Origin of the sequence: Streptomyces sp. NPDC046925 (assembly GCF_040644915.1) — a bacterium.
In the GTDB taxonomy this organism is placed as follows: Bacteria; Actinomycetota; Actinomycetes; order Streptomycetales; family Streptomycetaceae; genus Streptomyces.
The window spans coordinates 19,450-36,710 of the sequence record NZ_JBEYWZ010000001.1; the positions used below are offsets into that span (position 1 = coordinate 19,450).

At 72.5% G+C, this 17,261-nt stretch carries 13 protein-coding genes; 9 read left to right on the forward strand and 4 right to left on the reverse strand.

Translation table 11 applies throughout. The features are described 5' to 3' along the window. Positions 1-38 precede the first annotated feature (38 nt). The 3 genes from ABZ906_RS00070 to ABZ906_RS00080 form a co-directional block, all read right to left on the reverse strand. On the reverse strand, positions 39-899 hold the full coding sequence (locus ABZ906_RS00070; RefSeq protein WP_361375534.1) for an SDR family NAD(P)-dependent oxidoreductase: 861 nt from the start codon (positions 897-899) through the stop codon (positions 39-41). A 139-nt stretch (positions 900-1,038) separates the two neighbouring features. Then, on the reverse strand, positions 1,039-1,839 hold the full coding sequence (locus tag ABZ906_RS00075) for a DNA-formamidopyrimidine glycosylase family protein (RefSeq protein WP_361375537.1): 801 nt from the start codon (positions 1,837-1,839) through the stop codon (positions 1,039-1,041). 212 nt (positions 1,840-2,051) lie between these two features. Beyond that, entirely contained in the window at positions 2,052-6,752 is a 4,701-nt protein-coding gene (locus ABZ906_RS00080; protein WP_361375540.1) for an ATP-dependent helicase, read from the reverse strand. Positions 6,753-6,832: 80 nt separating this feature from the next. Between ABZ906_RS00080 and ABZ906_RS00085 the strand changes: the two genes are divergently transcribed. The 3 genes from ABZ906_RS00085 to ABZ906_RS00095 are packed head-to-tail and all read left to right on the forward strand — an operon-like array spanning position 6,833 to position 8,822. Then, positions 6,833-7,726 (forward strand): AraC family transcriptional regulator, encoded by an 894-nt coding sequence (locus ABZ906_RS00085; RefSeq protein WP_361375543.1) that lies wholly within the window; start codon positions 6,833-6,835, stop codon positions 7,724-7,726. Between the two features lie 20 nt (positions 7,727-7,746). Beyond that, a complete protein-coding gene (locus ABZ906_RS00090) occupies positions 7,747-8,517 on the forward strand; it encodes an AzlC family ABC transporter permease (RefSeq protein WP_361377977.1) in 771 nt (256 codons plus the stop codon). After that, a complete protein-coding gene (locus ABZ906_RS00095) occupies positions 8,514-8,822 on the forward strand; it encodes an AzlD domain-containing protein (RefSeq protein WP_361375546.1) in 309 nt (102 codons plus the stop codon). Before ABZ906_RS00090 ends, ABZ906_RS00095 begins: the two co-directional genes overlap by 4 nt. A gap of 60 nt (positions 8,823-8,882) precedes the next feature. Here ABZ906_RS00095 and ABZ906_RS00100 read toward each other — a convergent pair whose 3' ends face one another. Next, the gene (locus ABZ906_RS00100) at positions 8,883-9,839 is read right to left on the reverse strand and encodes a hypothetical protein (protein ID WP_361375549.1); all 957 of its coding nucleotides are present in this window, start codon (positions 9,837-9,839) and stop codon (positions 8,883-8,885) included. A 79-nt stretch (positions 9,840-9,918) separates the two neighbouring features. Between ABZ906_RS00100 and ABZ906_RS00105 the strand changes: the two genes are divergently transcribed. The 6 genes from ABZ906_RS00105 to ABZ906_RS00130 all read left to right on the forward strand — a co-directional run bounded on the left by ABZ906_RS00105 (position 9,919) and on the right by ABZ906_RS00130 (position 17,193). Beyond that, a complete protein-coding gene (locus ABZ906_RS00105) occupies positions 9,919-10,113 on the forward strand; it encodes a DUF3046 domain-containing protein (RefSeq protein WP_361197927.1) in 195 nt (64 codons plus the stop codon). Positions 10,114-10,218: 105 nt separating this feature from the next. Continuing rightward, positions 10,219-11,547, forward strand: a complete 1,329-nt coding sequence (locus ABZ906_RS00110) for an AI-2E family transporter (protein ID WP_361197924.1) — start codon at positions 10,219-10,221, stop codon at positions 11,545-11,547. Positions 11,548-11,841: 294 nt separating this feature from the next. Next, positions 11,842-12,963 carry a recombinase RecA gene (gene recA / locus ABZ906_RS00115; protein WP_361197921.1) on the forward strand — a complete coding sequence of 374 codons (1,122 nt, stop codon included), beginning with the start codon at positions 11,842-11,844 and terminating at the stop codon, positions 12,961-12,963. 3 nt (positions 12,964-12,966) lie between these two features. After that, positions 12,967-13,716 (forward strand): recombination regulator RecX, encoded by a 750-nt coding sequence (gene recX, locus ABZ906_RS00120; protein ID WP_361197918.1) that lies wholly within the window; start codon positions 12,967-12,969, stop codon positions 13,714-13,716. A gap of 268 nt (positions 13,717-13,984) precedes the next feature. Beyond that, positions 13,985-14,653, forward strand: coding sequence for a helix-turn-helix domain-containing protein (locus ABZ906_RS00125; protein WP_361375552.1), 669 nt, complete (start codon positions 13,985-13,987; stop codon positions 14,651-14,653). Beyond that, a complete protein-coding gene (locus ABZ906_RS00130; protein WP_361375555.1) occupies positions 14,650-17,193 on the forward strand; it encodes an FtsX-like permease family protein in 2,544 nt (847 codons plus the stop codon). Before ABZ906_RS00125 ends, ABZ906_RS00130 begins: the two co-directional genes overlap by 4 nt. Positions 17,194-17,261 lie beyond the last annotated feature (68 nt).

The window sequence follows — 17,261 nt, forward strand, 5'->3', positions numbered from 1 at the left end:
GGCTGGCCGAGCTGCCGCACGGGCCGCTGCCGACGCTGTCACCAGGGCATGGCGACGCCGCCGTTCGGGCGGAGGATCTGGCCCGTCGTGAAGGCGGACGCGTCGGACGCCAGGTGCAGGACGGCGTGCGCGATGTCCTCCGGTTCGCCGACGCGGCCCAGCGGGGACATGCGGACCATGAGCCCTTCGGTGTGCGCCTGCGCGTCGCTGTCGTGGCGGTCGGTCATGGGGGTACGGATCCAGCCCGGCGCCACGGCGTTGACGCGGATGCCGTGCGGGCCCACCTCGGTGGCCAGGGTCTTCGTGAGCTGCACGACGGCGGCTTTTGCCGCGCCGTAGCAGAGGAGGCCGGGGCCGCCGGTGTCCACGGCGCCCGATGCCATGGTGATGATGCTGCCGGGGTGGCGGGAGCCGTTGGCTTCGGCGGGGTTTGCTGTGTGGGCGTTCGTGGTGCTGGTGCTCGTGGTGCCGGTGTTCGCGGTGCTGGTGTTGGCCGCGATCATTGCGCGGGCCGCGGCCTGGCAGGCGTACAGGACGCCCTTGAAGTTGATGTTCAGGACCCGGTCGAGGTCCTCGTCGCGGGTCTCCAGGACCGGGCTGTTGTGCATGATCCCGGCGATGGCGGCCATGACGTCCAGGCGGCCGGTGACCGCGGTGGCGGTCGCCACGGCCTGGTCGACCTGGGCTCTGTCCGCCACGTCCAGGTAATGGGTGTGCGCGGTGCCGCCCGCGGCCTTGATGAGCGTGGCCGTCTCCTGGAGCCCCTGGGTGTCGCGGTCGGCGCAGTGAACACTCGCGCCCGCTTCCGCGAGGAGTACGGCCGATGCCCTGCCGATGCCGGAGGCCGCGCCGGTGACGAATGCCGTGCGTCCGCTGAGGTCGTACGCCGTGAGGGGCATGACGGGACGGTACGGCTGAATCTGACGGGGCGTCAACTGGTGCGTGGGTGTGGGTTGCCGGCCCGTGTGCGCGGGTTCCCGGCCGCCGGGAGGAACGGGGAGGGCGGGACGGGGGAGGGCGCGCGTCGGCTGCCGGAGTTCAGGAAGTCGGGCCGGATTGGCAGGTGGGGCACCAGTACGTGGGACGGTCGCGGGAGCCGTCGCCCTGCTGGCCCTTGCGTACGGGGGTGCCGCAGCGCAGACAGGGGCGGGGCGCGCGGCCGTAGACGTACAGGCGGTGGCCCGGGCGGTCGCGGCCCGTGGTGATGCGCGCCGGGCGGTTGCGGTTGGCGTCCAGGAGCTTCTTGGAGAGGGCGGGGATGCGCGCGGCCGTCTCGGCGGGGAGCTCGCCCACGGGGAGCCATGGGGTGACGCCCAGGAGGAAGCAGATCTCGCACTTGAAGACGTTGCCGATGCCCGCGAGATTGCGCTGGTCGAGCAGGGCCTCGCCCAGCTGGCGCTCGGGGTCGGCGAGGAGGTTGCGGAGCGCCTGCTCGGGGTCCCAGTCGGGGCCCAGGAGGTCGGGACCCAGGTGGCCCACGGCCTTGTGTTCGTCGGCGGTGCGCAGGAGTTCGAGCACGGGCAGGCGGTAGCCGACCGCCGTGCGTTCGTCGGTGCCCAGGATCGCCCTGATCTGGTACCCGGGGCCGCCGTTCCAGCGCTCGCCCGGCGCGTACAGCCGCCAGGAGCCGTCCATGCGGAGGTGCGAGTGCAGGGTGAGCCCGCCCTCGAAGCGGGTGAGGAGGTGCTTGCCGCGCGGGGTGACGTCCAGGACGGTACGCCCGGTCAGGTCGACGGTCGCGAGCTTCGGGACGCGGAGGTCGGAGAGCGTGACGGTGTGCCCGGCTAGGGCGGTGTGCAGACGCCGGGCCGCCTGGTAGACGGTGTCTCCTTCGGGCATGGGGTCCAGGGTGGCATGTCGGGGGTGGGGTGGAGGCCAGGCGCGGTGGGTGGGCGCGGCTGGGGTGGGCCGGGATGGGTCCGGGGTAGGCCGGGATGGGGCCGGGGCCGGATGGGCAGGGTCCGGGGGCGGGTCCGAGCCGGGTCCGCGCCGGGGCCGAGGTCGGGGCGTTACGGGTTGCGCGCGGGGCCGCGTTTGGGCGTGGGGCCGCGTCATGCGCGCAGGCGTAGGCCGCGGGGGGTGGCGTGGAAGCCTGCTCCTTCCAGGAGGGGGGCGAGGGGGGATGTCAGGGAGGAGCCTCCGTTGATGCGCTCGACCGTGACCGTGCCGAGCGAACCCGCGCGGGCCGACGCGGCGAGGGCTTCGGCGGCCATGTGCAGGCGGGCGTCCTCGGTGGCGGGGGTGTCGTCCTCCGGGGCCGAGGGCCAGGCCAGGAGGGTCTTGCCGCCGCGCTCCATGTAGAGGGTCAGTTCGCCGTCGACGAGGACGACGAGTGAGCCCGCCTTGCGGCCCGGCTTGTGGCCCGCGTCGGTGGGCGGATCGGGCCAGGGGAGCGCGGCTCCGTAGGCGTTGGCGGGGTCGGCGGCGGCCAGGACGAGGGCCTGGGTGTCCGAGGAGCGCGGGGAGTAGTTCATGGCGGACGGTGAACTGTCCGTGCGGTCGCGGGCGTTCGCCGCCGCGCGCAGTCGGTCCACCGCGCCGTCCATGGCGAACTGTGCGGCGCCCAGCCCCTCGACGACGTATCCGCGCCGCGCCTGCCCGCTGTCCTCGAAGGCGGACAGGACGCGGTACGTCGCCGAAAAACCGCCCTCGACGCCCTCGGCGGCGACCGCCCCACGGGTGACCACGCCGTGCCGGTCCAGGAGGGTGCGGGCCAGGGCGTGGGCGCGCAGCGTGGGGTCGGGTTCGTGGGCGGGGAGCAGCGACCAGCGGCCGGCTACGGTCGGCGGGCCCGTACGCGATGTGGGGCGGGCGGCGGCGGTCAGTGTGCCGTAGCGCCCGCGCGGGGTGTTGCGCTTGGCGCGGTGGGCGGTGGAGCCCGCCGTGCGGCCCGAGCCCAGGAGCGAGCGCATCGGGCCGAGCGTGTCGTTCGTGAGCCGTCCGGACCAGGCCAGATCCCAGATCACGTCGGCCAGTTGGAGGTCGGAGGCTTCGGGGTGGGTGGTGGCGCGGATCTGGTCGGCGATCTGCCGGAAGAACAGGCCGTACCCCCCGGAGAGGGTGTCCAGGACCGACTGGTGGAGCGCGGTGAGCTCCAGGGGGTGGGCCTGCGGCAGGAGCAGGGGCGCGGCGTCGGCGAGGTACAAGGAGACCCAGCCGTCCTTGCCGGGCAGGGATCCGGACCCGGCCCACACCACCTCGCCGGCGGCGGTGAGTTCGTCGAGCATCGCCGGTGCGTACCCGGATACGCGGGAGGGCAGCACGAGCTTCTCGAGCGCGGACGCGGGGACGGTCGCCCCCTGCAACTGCTCGATGGCACGCACCAGCCCGTCCAGGCCCCGCAGTCCGTGCCCGCTCAAGTGCTGCCACTGGGGCAGGAACTGGGCAAGCGCGGCGGGCGGCACCGGCTCCAGCTCATGCCGGAGCGCCGCCAGTGAGCGACGTCGCAGACGGCGGAGGACGGCCGCATCGCACCACTCCTGACCGATGCCCGCCGGATGGAACTCTCCTTGTACGACACGTCCGGCCGCGGCGAGGCGCTGCAGCGCTCCCTCGGTGACCGCCGCGCCGAGGCCGAAGCGGGCGGCGGCCGTGGCGGAGGTGAAGGGGCCGTGCGTGCGCGCGAACCGCGCGATGAGGTCGCCGAGGGGGTCCTTGACCGGCTCGGTGAACGCCTCGGGGACACCGACCGGCAGCGCGGTGCCCAGCGCGTCACGCAGGCGGCCCGCGTCCTCGATCGCCGCCCAGTGGTCCGTCCCGGCGATGCGGACCTGGATCGCGCGGCGGGCGGCGGCCAGCTCCTGCGCCCACTGAGGCTCGCCGCCGCGCTCGGCCAACTCGGCGTCGGTGAGCGGTCCGAGGAGGCGCAGCAGGTCGGCGACGCCTTCGGCGTCCTTGATGCGGCGGTCCTCCGTGCGCCACTGGAGCTCCTGCTCCAGTTCCGCGAGGACGTCCGCGTCGAGCAGCTCGCGCAGCTCGGCCTGTCCGAGGAGCTCGGAGAGCAGCCGGGAGTCCAGGGAGAGCGCCGCCGCGCGCCGCTCGGCGAGCGGTGAGTCACCCTCGTACAGGAATTGCGCGACATAACCGAACAGCAGCGAGCGGGCGAAGGGAGACGGCTCGGGGGTCGTGACCTCGACGAGCCGGACCTTGCGGGACTCGATGTCACCCATCAGTTCCGTGAGACCCGGGACGTCGAAGACGTCCTGGAGGCACTCCCTGATCGCTTCCAGGACGATGGGGAACGATCCGAACTCGCTGGCCACCTGGAGCAGCTGTGCGGCGCGCTGGCGCTGCTGCCACAAAGGCGTGCGCTTTCCGGGGCTGCGGCGCGGCAGCAGCAGCGCGCGGGCGGCGCACTCCCGGAAGCGGGAGGCGAACAGCGCCGAGCCGCCCACCTGGTCGGTGACGATCTGATTGACCTCGCCCTTGTCGAAGGCGACGTCTCCCGCTCCTACGGGTGGCTGTTCGCTGTCGTACCCCAGAGGTTGGTCGGCGGGCTCCTGGTCGAGCAGGTCCAGGCTCATCAGGTCGGCGTCGGGCAGGCGCAGCACGATGCCGTCGTCGGCGTGCATGACCTGGGCGTCCATGCCATAGCGCTCGGTCAGCCTGGAGGCCAGGGCGAGGGCCCAGGGCGCGTGCACCTGCGCGCCGAACGGGGAGTGCACCACGACCCGCCAGTCGCCCAGCTCGTCGCGGAACCGCTCGACCACGATCGTGCGGTCGTCCGGAATGTGGCCGCAGGCCTCGCGCTGCTCGGTGAGGTAGGTCAGGACATTGTCGGCCGCCCAGTCGTCCAGGCCCGCGGCCTGGAGACGCACGCGCGCGTCGTCGCGCGCCAGCGAACCGACCTCTCGGAGGAACGCGCCCACCGCTCGGCCCAGTTCGAGCGGGCGGCCCAGCTGGTCGCCCTTCCAGAAAGGCAGCCGTCCGGGGACGCCGGGGGCGGGGGAGACGAGCACGCGGTCGCGAGTGATGTCCTCGATGCGCCAGGAGCTGGTGCCGAGCGTGAAGACGTCGCCCACGCGGGATTCGTAGACCATCTCCTCGTCGAGCTCTCCGACGCGGCCTCCGCCCTTCTTGGGGTCGGCGCCGGCGAGGAAGACCCCGAAGAGCCCGCGGTCGGGGATCGTGCCCCCGGAGGTGACCGCGAGCCGCTGCGCGCCGGGGCGCCCGGTGACGGTGCCGGCCACCCGGTCCCAGACGACACGGGGGCGCAGCTCGGCGAAGGCGTCCGACGGATAGCGGCCCGCGAGCATGTCCAGGACGGCCGTGAACGCCGACTCCGGGAGCGAGGCGAAGGAGGCGGCCCTGCGGACCAGCGCGAGGAGGTCGTCGACCTGCCAGGTGTCCAGGGAGACCATCGCGACGAGCTGCTGGGCCAGGACGTCCAGGGGGTTGGCAGGGATGCGCAGCGACTCGATGGAGCCGGTCCGCATCCGCTCGGTGACCACGGCGGCCTGCACCAGGTCGCCTCGGTACTTGGGGAAGACGACGCCGGTGGAGACCGCGCCCACCTGGTGCCCCGCGCGGCCGACTCGCTGCAGGCCGGAGGCCACGGAGGGCGGTGACTCGACCTGGACCACCAGGTCGACCGCTCCCATGTCGATGCCGAGCTCCAGGCTGGACGTGGCGACGACGGCGGGCAGGCGGCCCGCCTTCAGGTCCTCCTCGACGAGCGCGCGCTGCTCCTTGGAGACCGAGCCGTGGTGGGCCCTGGCGAGGACCGGAGGGGCGCCCTTGGCCGCGCCCGACTCGGCCATCAGCTCGGCGGGGGAGTGGTCTTCGGGGAGAGGCTCTCCCGTCGCGCGTTCGTACGCGATTTCGTTGAGCCTGTTGCACAGACGCTCCGCCAGGCGGCGTGAGTTGGCGAACACGATCGTCGAGCGGTGCGCCTGGACGAGGTCGGTGATGCGCTCCTCGACGTGCGGCCAGATCGAGGGGCGCTCCGCGCCCTCGTCGGAGTCGGAGGCCGGGGACCCGCCCAGCTCGCCTAGATCCTCGACGGGCACGACCACGGAAAGGTCGAACTCCTTGCCGGACGGTGGCTGGACGATCTCCACCCGGCGCTGCGGGGACAGATAGCGGGCCACCTCGTCCACCGGACGGACCGTCGCCGACAGGCCGATGCGGCGGGCGGGCCTGGGCAGGAGCTCGTCGAGCCGCTCCAGGGAGAGGGCCAGATGGGCGCCGCGCTTGGTGCCCGCGACGGCGTGCACCTCGTCCAGGATCACCGTCTCGATGCCCGTCAGCGCGTCCCGCGCGGCGGAGGTGAGCATCAGGAAGAGCGACTCGGGTGTGGTGATCAGGATGTCCGGCGGGCGCGTGGACAGGGCACGGCGCTCGGCGGGCGGGGTGTCGCCCGAACGGATGCCGACCCGCACTTCCGGCTCGGGGCGCCCCAGGCGCACGGACTCCTGGCGGATGCCGGTCAGCGGGCTGCGCAGGTTGCGCTCCACGTCGACCGCCAGGGCCTTGAGCGGAGACACGTACAGCACGCGGCAGCGCTTCTTGGGGTCGGCGGGCGGCGGGGTCGAGGCCAGCTGGTCCAGGGCCGCGAGGAACGCGGCCAGCGTCTTGCCGGAGCCGGTGGGCGCGACGACCAGCACGTCCGAACCCTCGCCGATGGCCTTCCACGCCCCGGCCTGCGCGGAGGTGGGCGCGGAGAAGGCCCCCGTGAACCAGCTGCGGGTCGCGGGGGAGAAACCGTCCAGGGCGCCGTGGGCGCTGTGGGCACTGGGTGCGGACCTGACCATGACCCCATCGTGCACCTCGCCACTGACAACTGCGCCGACCTGCGGAAAAGGGTTTGCGCGCCTGGCGCAGAATGGGGGGCATGGCAGGTTCGGCGGAGCAGGCGCGGCACTGGCGGTACGCGGAGCTGCCGGGGGTCGACCTGCTGCGTGCCCACTACATCAGCAAGACGTTTGTGCGGCACACCCACGAGCACTTCGTGATCGCCGCGATCGCAGAGGGCGTCGACGTTTTCCACCACGGCGGCGCCGACCAGCACGCAGGGCCCGGAACGGTCGCCCTGATCAACCCCGACACCATGCACACGGGCCGGGCGGGCGTGCCCGAGGGGTGGCGGTACGGGGTGGTCTACCCGGCGCCGGATCTGGTCGCCGCCATCGCCGCCGAGACCACCACCGTCCGGGGGACCCCCGGCTTCGTCCGGCCGGTGCTCGAGGACCCGTACGCGGTGACGCTCGTCCACCGGGTGCTGCGTGCCGCGGAGGAGGGCAACGCGCTCGCCGCCGACACGCTGCTGCGGGTGGCGGTGACCCGGCTGCTGCGGCTGAACGGGGGACCCCTCCCGCAGCGTGCCGTGCGCACGGCGGGCGCACGGGTCGCCGCACGCGCGCGTGGCGTCCTCCAGGAGCGCCTTGCCGATCCGCCGAGCCTGGAGCGGCTCGCCACCGATCTCGGAGTCGGCTCGTTCGCCCTGCTGAGGGCTTTCCGTGACGCGTACGGGATGCCTCCGCACGCGTGGCTCACCGACGCGCGCGTGCGCACCGCACGGCGTCTCCTGGACGCGGGTACGGCTCCCGCGGAGGCGGCCGTCACCGTGGGCTTCACCGACCAGCCGCACCTCAACCGGCACTTCACGAGGATCGTCGGGGTGCCGCCGGGGGCCTATCAGCGCGAGCGCAAGAACGTACAAGACGGGGAGCCGGCCCTGCTCGTACCGTCCGGTGTGTGGCAGAACAGACGACACCCGCAGACATAGCGGCCGGTCGCCCGGCGGACGTGACGGCAGGGCTCCCGGCAGACACGACAGGCGACCGCACACCGGAGAAACCCGACTCGGCCGTGGTCCGCGACGCACTCGGAGTCGGGGTCGCCGTCGGGCTCTCCGGCTTCGCCTTCGGAGTGACCTCGGCAGGCAGCGGCCTCACCGTGCTGCAGACCTGCGCGCTCAGCCTGCTGGTCTTCACCGGCGCCTCGCAGTTCGCGCTGGTCGGGGCGCTCGCGGGCGGCGGGAACCCGTTCACGGCCGCGGCGGGCGCCTTCTTCCTTGGGGCACGCAACGCGTTCTACGGGCTGCGGCTCTCGCAGCTGCTCGCCCTCCCGCGCGCGGTGCGCCCGTTCGCCGCCCACTGGGTCATCGACGAGACCACCGCCGTCTCGCTCGCACAGCCGACCCGGCGCGCCGCCCGCATCGGATTCACGGTCACCGGACTGAGCCTCTACGTGCTGTGGAACCTCACCACGCTGCTCGGGGCGCTGGGCGCCGAGGCCATCGGTGACACCGACGTATGGGGGCTCGACGCCGCGGGACCCGCGGTCTTCCTGGCGCTCCTCGCGCCGATGCTGCGTACGACCACCGAGCGGGCCGTGGCGGCGATCGCCGTCGTCCTGGGTCTCGGCCTGCTGCCCGTACTGCCCGCCGGAGTGCCGGTCCTGGTGGCCGCGCTTGCCGCGCCGGCCGTGCTCTACGTAGAGGGCCGCAAGGGCGCCACCGGAGCAGGCGCCGAGGAAGAAGCACGCCGCAACGATCCGCAGAAGGAAAACCGTTGAACATCTGGATCGCGATCGGCGCGACCTTCGCCGGTTGCTACCTCGTCAAGCTCGCGGGCCTGCTGGTACCCGCGGGCGCCCTGGAACGTCCGCTCGTCAAGCGCATGGCCGCCCTGCTGCCCGTGGCGCTGCTGGCCGCGCTCACGGCCCAGCAGGCCTTCGCCGACGGACGGGTCCTGCAACTCGACGCGAAGGCCGTGGGCCTCGCGGCTGCCGCCGTGGCACTGGTGCTGCGCGCCCCGTTCCTGGTCGTCATCGGGGCGGCCGTGGTGGTCACCGCGGGGGTGCGGGCGCTCACGGGCTGATCCCGGCCGGACGCCGGCGCCGAGGCCCCGAAGCCGTGACCGAAGCGCCGTGCCGCGCCCTCAGGAGACGGTCCGCCCGTACGCCCGTAGTGTGCGCAGGGCCTCGATGGTGACGATCGGGCGCGCTTCGAGGGCGCTGCCCGGCGCCCACTGTCTCCAGCGGAGAGGCCAGCCGCCGTCCTCCTGCTGCTCCCGCTCCAGGTAGTCCAGGGAACGTGCCATCTCCGTGTCGGTGAACCACGCGCGCGCGAGCGACTCCGGAGCCTTCGCGTAGTCGTGCGCGAAGTGATGCTCGCCCGCTGCGTAGCCGGGCGCCACGGGATACGCGTCCAGGCGCCCGGGGTCGAGCGCCACGAGACGCTGCTCCCGCACGATCCTGCCGAGCCGGTCGGCGGCCGCCTCCGCGCGCGGGCGGTCGGGCGCCCCGTCCAGGAACGCGACGGCCGCCTGGATCTCGTACGGATGGGACTTCTCCAGGGACTCGACGGCCGCCCAGCAGAAGTCGGTGGCCCTGAACAGCCAGGCGTGCCACACCTCGTTGCGGTGCAACAAACCCACTACGGGGCCGGTGGTCAGGAGTTCGCTCGGCGGATCGTCAACCACGGGCATGAACGGGGCCGAGGGGTAGCCGCGCTGGCTGGGATGAACGGCCGGAAGGGCGCCGTCGGACGTCGAGACCGAGGTCAGATAGCGGCACACGCGCTCCACCCGCTGTCCGCCGCAGCGCCGGATGGAGTCCAGGACGCGCAGCGCGTGTTCCGCGTGCAGGGGCTGGCTCACGGGGCCGCGGAGATCCGGTTCGAGCGCGTATCCGTACCCGCCGTCCTCGGTGCCGTACGCGGCCAGGGCGCCCTCGACCGCGTCGGCCAGCGGGTCGGGTCCGGCACCTCCCGCGGCGCTCGGGAAGTGGTACGCGAACCGCCGCTGCTCGAGGACGCGCGCGGTGAGCCAGACGAAGTGCTCGGCGCGTGCGACCGGCGACGACGCGGCAGGCGGGGAAGCTCCGGTTTCGGCCATGCACAGACCGTAGGCCGGAAAGCGCCTTCGGTGAGCCCTCCGGGTCCGGCTGCACTCTCAAGGGCGTGATACTGGACGCATGCGGTTGACGATTTTCTGGGAGCGGATGGCTGCCCACTTCGGAGAGGGGTACGCCGACTCGTTCGCTCGCGATCATGTGATGTCGGAGCTCGGCGGGCGCACGGTGCATCAGGCACTGGACGCGGGCTGGGACGCCAAGGACGTATGGCGCGCCGTGTGCACGGCGATGGACGTACCGGCCGATAGGCGCTGACGGCCGGACAGTTCGCCGCCCGCGGGCGACCCGCCGCGGCTTCCGGCGGTGGCGAAGATGCGGGGGCGGCGGCTGAATGTCGGTGGCGTGGGCGAGACTGACCCCGTGGCACCGACAGACGAGACCGCGCAGGTCACTCAGGATGCAGCTCCGCTCGGCACGACGCCGCCCGCACAGCCCCCGAACGGGGCGTCGACCGGACGGGGCGCCAGTATGCCGCGCTGGCTGCCGCGGGCCATGGTGCTTGCCCTCGCGCTCTTCGCCTGTTTCCAGCTGGGCAGTTGGGCCTTCCACCAGCTGACCGGGCTGCTGATCAACATCCTGATCGCGTTCTTCCTGGCGCTCGCGGTCGAGCCCGCGGTGAGCTGGATGGCCGCGCGGGGGCTGCGCAGGGGCTTCGCCACCTTCCTGGTCTTCCTCGGTGTCCTGATCGCGAGCGCGGGCTTCATCACGCTCATGGGGTCGATGCTCGCGGGCCAGATCGTGGACATGGTCGAGGACTTCCCCGAGTACCTCGACGACGTCATCAGCTGGATCAACCAGACCTTCCACACGGAGCTCTCCCGGGTCGAGATCCAGGACAGCCTGGTCCACTCGGACTGGCTGCAGAAGTACGTGCAGAACAGCGCCAGCGGCGTCCTGGACGTGTCGGCGCAGGTCCTCGGCGGCCTCTTCCAGCTCCTGACGGTCATGCTGTTCTCGTTCTACTTCGCGGCCGACGGACCGCGGCTGCGGCGCGCGCTCTGCTCGGTGCTGCCGCCCGCCCGGCAGGCCGAGGTGCTCCGCGCCTGGGAGATCGCGGTCGACAAGACCGGCGGCTATCTCTACTCGCGCGGTCTGATGGCGCTGATCTCCGGAATCGCGCACTACGTCCTGCTGCAGGCCCTCGGTGTGCCGTACGCGCCCGTGCTCGCGGTGTGGGTCGGCCTGGTCTCGCAGTTCATCCCCACCATCGGCACGTATCTGGCGGGCGCGCTGCCGATGCTGATCTCCTTCACGGTCGATCCCTGGTACGCCCTGTGGGTGCTGATCTTCGTGGTGGTCTACCAGCAGTTCGAGAACTACGTGCTGCAGCCCAAGCTCACCGCCAAGAGCGTCGACATCCACCCGGCGGTCGCCTTCGGGTCGGTCATCGCGGGCACGGCGCTCCTCGGCGCGGTGGGCGCCCTGATCTCCATCCCGGCGATCGCGACCCTGCAGGCCTTCCTGGGGGCGTACGTGAAGCGGTACGACGTCACGGACGACCCGCGCGTGCACGGGCACCGGCGCAAGGGCGGGGTGTCCCTCCTGACACGCATGCGGCGTGCGATGCGCGGGCCGAACCATCCGGGAGGGAGTTCGGAGGCCGAGGTCGCGGCGGAGGAAGCTTCGGGTGCGAGCCCTGACACCGGATCAGGGCACGGTCGCGAGCCGGGGCCGGACGAGCGCCGGTAGGCGCGGCACGAAGGGCCGGAAGGCCGATGTACGCGCGGCGGACCGGACCCTTCCGTACTCTCGGTGGCGCCGCGTGGTGCGCTTGACACCAAAATCGAACATCCATTCTTATGGGTTGCCTGGCGGCGTTTTCCCGGGGTTTTCGCGGGGGGATCCCTGGGGCTCCGGCGGTTTTCGGCGGGGCGGTCGCCCCGAGTTATCCACAGGCCGGACGGCCGTCGGGGCGGATTGTCAGTGGCAGGCGCTAGCGTCATTGACGTGAAGCGATCGACACAAGCAAATCGGGTGGAACCCATGGCAGGAACCGACCGCGAGAAGGCGCTCGAAGCCGCCCTCGCACAGATTGAACGGCAATTCGGCAAGGGCGCAGTGATGCGCATGGGCGAGCGGCCGAACGACCCCATCGAGGTCATCCCCACCGGATCGACCGCGCTCGACGTCGCGCTCGGCGTCGGCGGCATCCCGCGCGGCCGTGTGGTGGAGGTGTACGGACCGGAATCCTCCGGTAAGACGACGCTGACGCTGCACGCCGTGGCGAACGCACAGCGCGCGGGCGGCGCCGTCGCCTTCGTGGACGCCGAGCACGCACTCGACCCCGAGTACGCGAAGAAGCTGGGCGTCGACATCGACAACCTGATCCTGTCCCAGCCGGACAACGGCGAGCAGGCCCTGGAGATCACGGACATGCTGGTCCGCTCCGGTGCCCTCGACCTCATCGTCATCGACTCCGTCGCCGCCCTGGTGCCGCGCGCGGAGATCGAGGGTGAGATGGGCGACTCGCACGTGGGTCTCCAGGCCCGTCTGATGAGCCAGGCGCTCCGGAAGATCACCAGCGCGCTCAACCAGTCCAAGACCACCGCGATCTTCATCAACCAGCTCCGCGAGAAGATCGGCGTGATGTTCGGCTCGCCGGAGACCACGACCGGTGGCCGCGCGCTGAAGTTCTACGCCTCGGTGCGTCTGGACATCCGCCGCATCGAGACCCTGAAGGACGGCACGGACGCGGTCGGTAACCGCACCCGCGTCAAGGTCGTCAAGAACAAGGTCGCGCCGCCCTTCAAGCAGGCCGAGTTCGACATCCTCTACGGCCAGGGCATCAGCCGCGAGGGCGGCCTGATCGACATGGGCGTGGAGAACGGCTTCGTCCGCAAGGCCGGCGCCTGGTACACGTACGAGGGCGACCAGCTCGGCCAGGGCAAGGAGAACGCCCGTAACTTCCTGAAGGACAACCCCGATCTCGCCAACGAGATCGAGAGGAAGATCAAGGAGAAGCTGGGCGTCGGCGTGAAGCCGGCCGAGGAGCCGGCCGCCGAGCCGGTCAAGGACGCGGCGGGCGCGGCCGAGGAAGCCGCCAAGACGGTGCCCGCACCGGCCGCCAAGGCCACCAAGCCCAAGGCCGCCGCGGCCAAGAGCTGATCCATGACGCGGCGCACGGACTGGGCGGACCAGATCACTCCCGAGCACCACACCGACCCCGCGGGCAGAGGCCCCGCGGACGGTGCGGATCAGGGCGGCGCCGACCAGGCCGGTGACGGCACCGGCTTCCGTGGGGGCGGTGGCCGCAGGGGCCGTCGACGGCGCGGCGGCTTCGGCGAAGGCCGGGGTGACGGTTCACGGGACAGCGGCCCCCCTTCCTCGTCGAGGGCCGAGAAGGGGGAGCCGCCGACAGCGGATCCGGGTGAGAAGGCGCGGGCGATCTGTCTGCGTCTGCTCACCGGGACCCCGCGCACGCGCAAACAGCTGGCGGACGCGCTGCGCAAGCGGGACATCCCCGAGGACGTCGCGGACGAGGTACTGACCCGCTTCGAAGAGGTCGGCCTGATCAACGACGGCGCCTTCGCGGGTGCCTGGGTGGAGTCCCGGCACCACGGCCGGGGCCTGGCCCGACGCGCGCTCGCACAGGAGCTGCGTACGAAGGGCGTGGACGCCGTGCTGATCGAGGAGGCCGTCGGACAGCTGGACTCGGAGCAGGAAGAGGCGACCGCACGCGAGCTCGTCGCCCGCAAGCTCCGTGCCACGCGGGGCCTCGACCGCGACAAGCGACTGCGCCGCCTCGCGGGCATGCTCGCCCGCAAGGGCTACTCGGAAGGCCTGGCACTCCGGATCGTCCGGCAGGCACTCGAGGAAGAGGGCGAAGACGCGGAGGACTTGGGGTACGACGGGATGTGAGCTGACCGGGGCCCTCGCGGGGGTGGGGCCCGGGTCCGGGCCGGGCAGCGCGGTACTAACCGCGGCCCGGCCCTTTCGCGTTCGGTGGGGGGGGTGGGGGGCGGGCTGAGGGGCGACTCGTGCTTCGGGGTCTCGTACCGAGGGGGGAGACCCCGCATCACGTGCACCTCAACTCCCCCTTTGTGGCAGCGGGGTGGGGATAACCCCCCACCCAAGACGCCGGTCCGCCGCACTGCAAAGGGACCTGTGCACAGACGACTGTGTACGCATGGCAAAGGAACCCGGCACGACTGACGGAGCCCCCGAGGAGTTGAGCGACCTCCGCGTCCTCAAGGCGCTCGCGCAGCCCCGGCGCCAGCAGATGCTGCAGCACCTCACCGTGCACGGCCCGGCCACCTCCGCGACGCTCGCCAGGGCGCTCGGTCTCAACACCGGCGCCACCAGCTACCACCTGCGCGAGCTCGCTCGCTACGGCTTCGTCGAGGAGACCGAGGGCGGGGGCGGGGGCCATGGGCGTGAGCGCTGGTGGCGCGCGATCCCCGGCGACCGGCGTTTTCCTCCGCGCAGCAAGCAGAGCGCCGAGACGCGGCTCGTCATGGACGAGTTGAACCGCCTCTCGTACGCCGCCGACCTGGAGCTTTTCGAGCAGCTCCAGCGGGACTCCGATGCCGCGCCCGGTGAGTGGGCCGACGCGTTTCCGTACTCGCGCGGCACGATCCGGCTCACGCTCCCCGAACTCCGCGCGTTCTTCGAGGAGTACATCGCCCTGCTCAACCGGTACAAGCGCCCCGACGCGGAGACCCCGGCGGACGCCCGCACCGTACTCACACGACTCCTGGCTTTCCCGGCACCGGAGCCGACCGACGAGCCCCCAGTCATCGACAAGCCCGCGACCACCGACGAATCCCCCTCCTCCGAGCCCGAGGCGACCTCATGATGCTCCGCTACGCACTGCAGACAGTCCGGGACCGCAAAGGCGGATTCCTCGGCGCCTTCCTGGCATTGATGTGTGCCGCCGCCCTGATCACGGCCTGCGGCACCCTCCTGGAGACAGGCCTGCGCGGCACCATCCGGACCGAGCGCTACGCCGCGGCCCCCGTGGTCGTCTCCGCCGACCAGAACGTCCACAAGACCACCGTCAAGCACAAGAAGGGCAAGACCAAGCTCAAGCACAAGGCCAAGCCGATCGCCGAGCGGGCCTGGCTGCCGGACGGAGTGGCGGACAAGGTCAGAGCGGCGCCGGGCGTCGGCAAGGTCATCCCCGAACTGACGTTTCTCGCCGTGCCGTTGACCGCCGGAGCCGGCAACCTCGCCGAGAGGCCCGCGTACGGCCACGCCTGGGAGTCGGCCGCGCTGACGCCCTTCCGCCTCGTCGACGGTACGGCCCCGCGCGCCACCGGCGACCTCGTCATCGACCGCGGACTCGCCGAGCGCGCCCACCTCAAGCGGGGCGACCGCCTCACCGTCCAGTCGACGCAGGCCCCGCGCTCCTACCGCATCACCGGCGTCGCGGCCCCCGCCCGGGGAGACCTCGCCCACCAGACGTCCCTCTTCTTCTCCGCCGCGGAAGCCGAGCGGCTCGCCGCCCACCCCGGCCGGATCACCACCCTCGGTGTCGTACCGGCCGAGGGCACCGGGACGGCCGCTCTCAAGAAGGCGGTGGCGGACTCCCTCGCCGGTACGAAGGCGCAGGTCAGCACCGGCGACGACCGTGGCCCCGTGGAGTTCCTGGACGCGGCGGGCGCCCGCGTCAAGCTGGTCAGTATGGGCGGCGCGATGGGCGGCACCTCCCTCCTCGTCGCCGTCCTCGTGGTCGTCGGCACCTTCGCCCTCTCCGTGCAGCAGCGCCACCGCGAACTCGCCCTGCTCCGCGCCATCGCCGCCACCCCGAAGCAGATCCGCGGGCTCCTCGGCCGCGAGGCGCTGATCGTCGGCGCGGCGGCAGGCGTCAGCGGTGCGCTCGCCGGGATTCCACTGGGCGGCTGGCTGCACGGCAAGTTCGTGGACCTGGGCGCAGTCCCCGCCACCCTGGAGCGGACCGTGAGCGTCTTCCCGCTCTTCGCCGCCGTGGCCGCGACGCTCCTCGGAGCCTGGGCCGCGGCCCGCCTCTCGGCCCGCCGCATCGCCCGTATCCGCCCGGCCGAAGCCCTCGCCGAAGCACGGGTGGAGCGCACCCGGCCGGCGTGGAGCCGCATCATCGCGGGGCTCGTCGTCCTGGCCGGCGGCGCCGTGCTGGTCGCCGTGCTCAGCGTGCTGCGCACCGAGCCCGCCTCGACGCCCGTGACATTCCTGGCCGTCGTGGTCCTCTCCTCCGCCGTCGCGCTCCTCGGCCCGCTCGTCGTCAGGGCGGCGGCTGCCGTACTCCGCGGCCCGCTGCGCCTGACCGGCCCCGGTGGCCGCCTCGCGCACGCCAACCTCCGCGGCAATGCCGCCCGGATGGCGGCCGCCGTCACCCCGCTCGCCCTGCTCACCGGCATGACCTGCACCGTCCTGTTCGTCCAGCCCACCCTCGGCGACGCGGCCCGCGCACAGGCACGCGAGGGCATCCGCGCCGACTGGGTCCTGGCGGCGCAGGGGCCCGGCGTCCCGGCCGGGGTCGCACAGAAGCTGCGTACGACCGAAGGCGTCGAGGCCGCCACCGAAGTCGTGCGCACCACCGTGCGCGTAGGGCTCGACAAGTACCCTGCGCAGGGCGTCAGCACGGCCGGTCTCACCCGCACCTGGGACCCGGACGTCACCGCCGGATCCCTGAAGGACCTCGGCAAGGGCAGCGTCGCCGTCAGCGAACTGGCCGCGGACCGGCTCGGCTTGCGGCCCGGCAGCACTCTGAAGCTCACGCTCGGAGACGGCACGAAGACCGCGCTCAAGGTCAGCGCCGTGTACGCGCGCGGGCTCGGGTTCGGGGATCTGACCATGGCGCACGACCTGGTCGCCCGCCACGTCGACAACCCGCTCGCCGCCACGGTCCTGGTCAGGAGCGACCGTCCACAGGAACAACTCGCGGCGGGAGTCGAGAAGTTCCCAGGTGTGCGGGTCCTCGCCCCGGCGGCGGCCGACAATCTCCAGGCCGAGCGTCAGGAGGCGAACGCCGAGGTGAACTACCTGGCCATGGGCCTCATCCTGGCCTTCACCGCGATCGCCGTCGTCAACACCCTGGCGATGTCCGTTTCCGAGCGCATCCGCGAGTTCGCGATGCTGCGTCTCGCGGGCGCGAGCCGCCGCCAGGTCCTGGGCATGCTGCGCACCGAGGCGCTGGCCGTCCTGCTCATCGGCACGGCCATCGGCAGCGGCATCGCGCTCGCCGTCCTGACCGCCTTCAGCGTCGGCATGACGGGCAGCGCCGCGCCTTCGGTCACTCCCTTGGTGTACGTCTCCGTGGTCGCCGTCGCGGCACTGCTCGCCCTCACGGCGACCGCGCTCCCCGGCCGTGTCGCGCTGAAGCCGCGCCCCGTCACGGTGGCCACGGCCAAGGAGTAAGTGTCGGCACGCAAGGGTGGGCGCCCCTTACCGAACCCGGAAAGCGGCGCCCACGCGCGTGTGCTCAC